Annotated in this window: 4 protein-coding genes; 2 read left to right on the top strand and 2 right to left on the bottom strand. The window is 39.3% G+C overall.

The window, feature by feature from the left end:
* Positions 1–286: 286 nt before the first annotated feature.
* Positions 287–730 carry a Dps family protein gene (locus Q0372_RS07120; protein ID WP_298104316.1) on the bottom strand — a complete coding sequence of 148 codons (444 nt, stop codon included), beginning with the start codon at positions 728–730 and terminating at the stop codon, positions 287–289.
* Between the two features lie 165 nt (positions 731–895).
* Between Q0372_RS07120 and Q0372_RS07115 the strand changes: the two genes are divergently transcribed.
* Complete coding sequence (locus Q0372_RS07115) at positions 896–1816, top strand: M23 family metallopeptidase (protein WP_306528386.1); 921 nt, start codon at positions 896–898, stop codon at positions 1814–1816.
* Complete coding sequence (locus tag Q0372_RS07110; protein ID WP_005873147.1) at positions 1768–2184, top strand: polymer-forming cytoskeletal protein; 417 nt, start codon at positions 1768–1770, stop codon at positions 2182–2184. The genes Q0372_RS07115 and Q0372_RS07110 overlap by 49 nt, the downstream gene beginning before the upstream one ends.
* A gap of 677 nt (positions 2185–2861) precedes the next feature.
* Here Q0372_RS07110 and Q0372_RS10400 read toward each other — a convergent pair.
* Entirely contained in the window at positions 2862–3002 is a 141-nt protein-coding gene (locus Q0372_RS10400; protein WP_366810557.1) for an FAD:protein FMN transferase, read from the bottom strand.
* Positions 3003–3016: the final 14 nt, after the last annotated feature.

Here is a 3016-nt window from a genome sequence, read left to right as displayed (position 1 = left end):
TGAAAATTAATAGAATTTGGAAACGCGAGAAGTGGTACGGCACCGAGCTTTATAAAAAGAGTTATGCTTTTACATAGCGAATGAGTTAAATTTTAACTATATGGAATTTGAAACCTACATAAATTTTACTTTGAATGAGCGATTCGGCTTTAGTTTTCAAGCAGAATTTAAAATTTTAGCGCGAAAATGTAATTTTATAATTTTAAAATTTTTTGAAATTTCAATACTAATTTTAATGAATTTTAGGGGCACATGCCCCTAATAATTTTGAAAGGATTTGCGAGGATTATTTGCTTAGCATTGAGCTTAGCATCCATAGGCGTTTTTCATAATCGCCGTAGTGATCCTGCGCAATATTTGAAGTCGTATCGTCGCCCTCTTCTTCGGCTACTTCTTGAAGCTTTTTAAATTCTTTTACCAAATACTCATAGGCTTTTTTAACATCCTCGAGTACCTCAGATACGCTATAGCTGTCTTTTACGCTAATCGGAGCGTCTTTTGAAAGCTCAATTAGATCCTTAGCCTTAGTTACGGCCTTGCCACCTATTTGAAGCGCGCGCTCAGCCATATCGTCAAAGAGCTCGCCCATCTCGTCGTATGCTTTCTCGGTATAAGCGTGAACCTGTGCGAATTGTAAGCCCTTAACATTCCAGTGATAATCGTGGAATGCAATAAAGAACGCATGAGCGTCCGCCTGAAGTTTGTTTAGTTGTTTTACTGTTTTTGACATTGTGTCTCCTTTATTTAAAATTGCTGTAATTATAGCAAGATTTGCTTAAATTATAATTATACTAAATAATAAATTTTATCTTTTAGTGAAATTTTGAAATTAAATGGCTTTTAAATTTATCTACAATTTTTTTGAAATTTCAGCTATGGTGCATTATAATGCCGCATTATGAAAAACAAATTTATGATAACCATAACCGACCTTAACGGCTCTAGGAATTTTTTGCTTTCGCAAATCATCAAAAAGATCGCGTTATATTTGGTACTATTTGTTTTTACCGTTTTCGTTACGGGTGCGCTATATATCAGGTATCTGGGCTCTAAAATCGACAGCCTTTCGCGAACCAAAACCGAGCTTAACGAGCTAAATCAAAAACTTCGCGACGGTATCGCGGCAAGCCAGATGGAATTTGAAGCCATCGAGGGTAAAATTTCGGATTTGGAGCATCAGTTTGGGCTCGATCCTGAAGAGGATGAGCGCGCGATCGACCGCCTATCTCACATCAAGCCTACTTCCGAACAAGAGATCAAAGAGCGCGCGCAAAAGATCATCAACGAAAAATTCTCCGACGCGCTGATAAAAGAAATTTTTATGCAGATCCCAAACGGCAGGGTCATGCGCACTCATCAGCTAAGCGAGAAATTCGGCTGGCGCAACCATCCTATCTTAAAGCGCAAGCAGTTTCACCCAGGCGTTGATCTGCGTACGCCGCCTAAAACGCCTATCTACGCGCCTGCAGACGGCATCATCCAATACAGCGGCGCGGGCGCTACTGGCTACGGCAATCTAGTCGAGATCCGACATAATTACGGCTTTACGACACGATATGCGCATTTGGATTCAAATTTAACTCGCAAAGTAGGCGAGTTTGTAAACAAAGGTGATCTCATTGCTTTTAGCGGCAACACCGGACTTAGCACCGGACCTCATCTGCACTACGAGATTAGATTTTTGCAGCTGCCACTAGATCCGCTAAATTTCATCAACTGGAACGAAAAAAATTACAAAGAAATTTTTACTAAGGAGGAAGATGTCCCATGGCAATCTTTAATAAAGGCGATGCAAACACCGCTCAAACAACAATAATCTCGTCAGGCACGCTCATCAAAGGAGAGCTACACCTGTCGTGTATTTTGCATATCGATGGCAATGTCGAAGGCGACGTGATCTCCGATAACACCGTCGTCATCGGTAAAAATGGTACCGCGCGCGGCTCGATTAGGGCCAAACATATCGTAATCAGCGGCAAATTTTTCGGTAATATCGAAGCCGAGCTCGTCGAGCTACTAGGCGGCGGCGTGCTCGTGGGCGACGTGCTATCGCAAAGCTTCGGCATCGAAGTCGGCGCAAAATTTAATGGAAAAAGCGCGGTAAGCGGCGGCGATCAAGCCCTAGTCATCGACGGCAGCGCAAGCGAAGACGTCAAGCTCATCGACAAAGCTCTAGGCGAATAAATCGCGCACATTTGGAATTCTTGGGATTTTAAAGGCTTTTAAACTCGCAAAATTTCGAAATTTAAAATCCTAAAAAATTCCCATACTTTGAAATTTTAAGAATTCTGAATATTTTAAAATTTTCTAAATTCGGAATTTTTAAGATTATAGGACTTTTCGGGTCTGTGAATTTCTTAAATTTCTAAATTCCATAAATTTTAAAATTTAAAATTATAAAATTTTGCTTTTGCGTAAGCTTTAAAATTTTAACTACGATGCTAGCCATAATGCCCAAAACTACGAAATTATATCCCAAGCATTGTTCGGTGTTACTTGATTTAACAACAAACTTTAAATTTATGAAATTCTACCCGGAAAGGACGTAGCGCATTTAGCATCAAGATATCTCGCAAAATCAGCTTCTTAAAATTCGTAGAATTATTTGCATTGTAGCCCACTCCCTACTACGTCATATCTTGTAAAGATAAAATTATGTGATTAAAATTCTATTTCTTTGGATTTGAGCGCGGAGTCTCGACATCCGCAAAAAACATGAAATTTATACAAAATTTACTGCAAAAAACGCAGATTTTAAAGTTAAATTTAAAAGCGTAACGAGATCGTTTACAATTTTAACCTCATAGTCGCGCCTGCTTTAAAAATTTGGCGACGTTATTTTTTAGAATCTTTCGAGTTAATCATAAATTTAGTAAGTTGGCAACCACATCACTGCCATAACCTTTGGCGATGGCACTGAAATCGAGCATCAATCGTGGGTCTTGTTTCTTGATTCGTTCGTTAACGTAAGCAACCTTTTGATAGCCGATGAATTGTTTCAGGCTGTCAATGGCTT

The organism is uncultured Campylobacter sp. (assembly GCF_937997405.1).
GTDB lineage: Bacteria > Campylobacterota > Campylobacteria > Campylobacterales > Campylobacteraceae > Campylobacter_B.
This window is presented reverse-complemented; position numbering and strand designations above follow the sequence as displayed.

Excerpts from the sequence above, each read along its gene's own strand:
- Q0372_RS07120 (WP_298104316.1), bottom strand. The coding sequence starts at position 730 with ATGTCAAAAACAGTAAAACAACTAAACAAACTTCAGGCGGACGCTCAT.
- Q0372_RS07110 (WP_005873147.1), top strand. The coding sequence starts at position 1,768 with ATGGCAATCTTTAATAAAGGCGATGCAAACACCGCTCAAACAACAATA.